This is a genomic window from Paracoccus sp. UBA5162 (assembly GCF_002413585.1).
In the GTDB taxonomy this organism is placed as follows: domain Bacteria; phylum Pseudomonadota; class Alphaproteobacteria; order Rhodobacterales; family Rhodobacteraceae; genus Paracoccus.
Genome location: NZ_DHXG01000012.1, coordinates 3,145 through 6,207, shown reverse-complemented (window position 1 = coordinate 6,207; position 3,063 = coordinate 3,145). Strand labels below are relative to the sequence as shown.

Here is a 3,063-nt window from a genome sequence, read left to right as displayed (position 1 = left end):
GCGGGAAAGCCGGCGAAAGTCGCGATCACCGCCGTCATGCGCAAGCTCCTGATCCTCGCAAACGCCCTGATCAGGGATGACCGAAAATGGGCCGAAACCGCCCCTTGATCAAAACGGATAACTTGTCTGTTCGGACACCGATTATTGACAGCGTTCAGGCGCGGCTGCTGGATCTGCTGCGCGGGCTTGTGCGCGACATGGGATTGTCCGCGATCGTGGTGACGCATGATCTTGCCGTGGTGCGGCTGGCTTGGCAGGCGCATGGCCTGTGCTACGGTGTTTCCTGGCCGGAACCCGGTGGCGGGACGGTGCTGGTCGACCTGTCGCGGCGCTGCCTGGCCGATGCGGCGCGGGTCTTTCCGGGGCTGGGCGTGATCCATGTCGGCGCGGAACCGGCGCTTTGTGTCGCAAGGCTGGCTGCGCGCGGGCGCGAGGATCGGGCGCAGATCGCCGATCGCATCGCCCGCGAGGCGGTCTTCGATCCGGGGAACCTGCGCCTGATTCGTATCGACAATTCCGGCGATCCGGCGGTTTCGACGATCGCCTTTCTCGCTGCGCTGGACGAGGTTGTTCCATGATGATCCTTGCAAATGCCGAACTGATCCTGCCCGACCGCGTGATGCGCGGCGCCATCCATGTGGAGGACGGCGTGATCGTGGCCATCAGCGAGGGCGCCGCCGTTCCGCCCGGCGCGATGGATTGCGGCGGCGACCACGTCGCCCCCGGCCTGGTGGAGCTGCATACCGACAATCTGGAACGGCATATCCAGCCGCGTCCCGGCGTGGATTGGCCCCATGCTGCCGCGATCTTCGCCCATGACGGTGAACTGGCCTCGGCCGGGATCACCACGGTCCTCGACGCGGTAAGGGTCGGGTCGATCCCCGAAGACGGGGCGGGCTACGCGAAATATGCGCGCCCGCTGGTCAGCGAGATCAATGCTCTGCAGGCCGAGGGACGGACCCGGATCAGTCACTGGATCCATTTGCGGGCCGAGATTTGCAGCCGGACCCTGCTGGACGAACTGGCCGAATTCGGGCCGCAGGATCGCGTCCGGCTGGTCAGCCTGATGGATCACACGCCCGGCCAGCGTCAATTCCGTGACATCGCCAAGCTGGCCCGGTTTGTGCAGGGCAGGAAGGGGCTTACCGATGCGGCCTTCGCCGATCATGTCGCGCGCCTGACCGCGCTGCGCGACCGTTTCGGCGCCGCGCACGAGGCCGGCGCGGTCGCCGCCGCGCGCCGCCTGGGCGCGACGCTGGCCAGCCATGACGACACCACCGCCGATCAGGTCGCGACCAGCGCCGGCTATGGCATCCGCCTGGCCGAGTTCCCTACCACGGAAGAGGCCGCGCGCGCCTGCCACGACCACGGCATTGCGGTGATGATGGGCGGGCCGAACCTGATCCGGGGCGGATCCCATTCGGGCAATGTCGCGGCCGAGGCGATGGCGCGGGACGGATTGCTGGATATCATCTCGTCCGACTACGTGCCCTCCAGCCTGTTGCTGGGGGCGCAGCATCTGGCGCGTGTGTGGAAGGATCCGGCGCGCGCCTTCGCGACCGTCACCGACGCCCCGGCGCGCGCGACCGGCCTGACGGATCGCGGCCGGATCGGGACCGGCCTGCGCGCCGATCTGATCCGGCTGGCCGACATGGACCGGACGCTGCGGGTGGCCGGGGTCTGGGTCAAGGGCCGGCAGGTCGGCTGAGGATCAGTCCGGCGCCGCGACCGCCTCGCGGACCAGCGCGCCGGGATGGGCGATCACCTTGCGGCTCAGCGCGTGACCGGCGCGGATCGCATCCTCCGGACCCGCGCCGCCAAGGCTGGCGGCCAGATAGCCGGCGTTGAAGGCGTCGCCGGCCGAAGTCGTATCGATCGGCGTGGCGCGTTCCAGATCGCCGACCACGCCGACGCCCTGTGCGCCGCCGAACCGGATCGGCTCGCCGCCATTCTTGATGACCACCTCGCCCGCGCCCAGATCCAGATATCGCGCCAGAGTCGCCTTGTCATCCGTATCGCCGAAATGGGTCATCTCGTCCTCGAGGCTGGGCAGGACCAGATCGGCGCCCGAGGCCGCGGCCTCGATCCAGCGGCGCATCGCGGCGGCCCCGGTCCACAGCCGGGGTCGCAGGTTCGGGTCGAAGACGATCCGGCAGCCCGATGCCCGCGCCCGTTTCAGCGCCGCCAGCAGCCTGTCGCGCCCGGCGTCGGACAGGATCGCCAGCGTGATTCCCGACAGATAGGCGATGCGGCACCCTGCCAGCGCAGTGTCCAGCGTCTCCGGATCGTCGGCCAGATGCCGGGCGGCGGAATTGTCGCGCCAATAGGAAAAGCTGCGCTCGCCATCCTTCAGCGAAATCGCGTAAAGGCCGATCTCGCGGTCGGCGTCGCGGGTGACATGCGCGGTCTCGATCCCCTCGGCATCGAGGAAATCGACCATCTTCTGCGAGAACTCGCCCGTGCCGACGCGGCTGAGATAGCCCACGCGCCAGTCGGTCCCCAGGGTCCGGCGCAGATACCAGGCGGTATTCAGCGTATCGCCCGCGATCCCCAGACGCCACAATTCGCGCGTGTCCGACCGCGACAATTCCAGCATCGCCTCGCCGATGGACAGGATCAGGCCGCTCATGCCGGCACCTCCGTCAGCGGATGGCTCAGGGCCGCCTCGACCCCGCGCAGTTCGGCCAGACCCTTGAGGCGGCCGATGGCGGGATAGCCCGGCTGGCCGTCGCGTCCCAGATCATCGAGGATATCCTGACCGTGATCGGGCCGCATCGGAATCACCGCATCGGACCGCCCGGCCCGTCGCCGCCGCCTTTCCTCGCGCAGCACCGCGGCGATCAGCGCCACCATGTCGGTCTGGCCGGCCAGATGTTCGTCCTCGAAGAAAGAACCCCGGATCGCGTCGCCGTCGCGGCGCACATTGCGCAGGTGCAGGAAATGCACCCGGTCGCCCAGCCGGTCCATCATGCCGGGCAGGTCGTTGTCGGGCCGCGCGCCCAGCGATCCCGAACACAGGGTGATGCCATTGGCGGGAAGATCGACGGCGGCCATCCGTTCGGC

General features: G+C 68.7%; 3 protein-coding genes and 2 pseudogenes. 3 read left to right on the top strand and 2 right to left on the bottom strand.

Translation table 11 applies throughout. The features are described 5' to 3' along the window. From B4A72_RS01365 to B4A72_RS01355, 3 genes and pseudogenes are all read left to right on the top strand, one after another. Positions 1-108 (top strand): annotated as a pseudogene (locus B4A72_RS01365) (IS110 family transposase); the annotation flags it as partial. 41 nt (positions 109-149) lie between these two features. Continuing rightward, positions 150-248 (top strand): annotated as a pseudogene (gene phnK, locus B4A72_RS01360) (phosphonate C-P lyase system protein PhnK); the annotation flags it as partial. A gap of 326 nt (positions 249-574) precedes the next feature. After that, positions 575-1,708, top strand: a complete 1,134-nt coding sequence (locus B4A72_RS01355) for an alpha-D-ribose 1-methylphosphonate 5-triphosphate diphosphatase (protein ID WP_292977985.1) — start codon at positions 575-577, stop codon at positions 1,706-1,708. 3 nt (positions 1,709-1,711) lie between these two features. Here B4A72_RS01355 and B4A72_RS01350 read toward each other — a convergent pair whose 3' ends face one another. Next, a complete protein-coding gene (locus tag B4A72_RS01350) occupies positions 1,712-2,629 on the bottom strand; it encodes a sugar kinase (RefSeq protein WP_292952245.1) in 918 nt (305 codons plus the stop codon). Next, the coding region (locus B4A72_RS01345; RefSeq protein WP_292977984.1) for a mannonate dehydratase at positions 2,626-3,063 on the bottom strand (438 nt) is incomplete at its 5' end. The genes B4A72_RS01350 and B4A72_RS01345, both read right to left, overlap by 4 nt.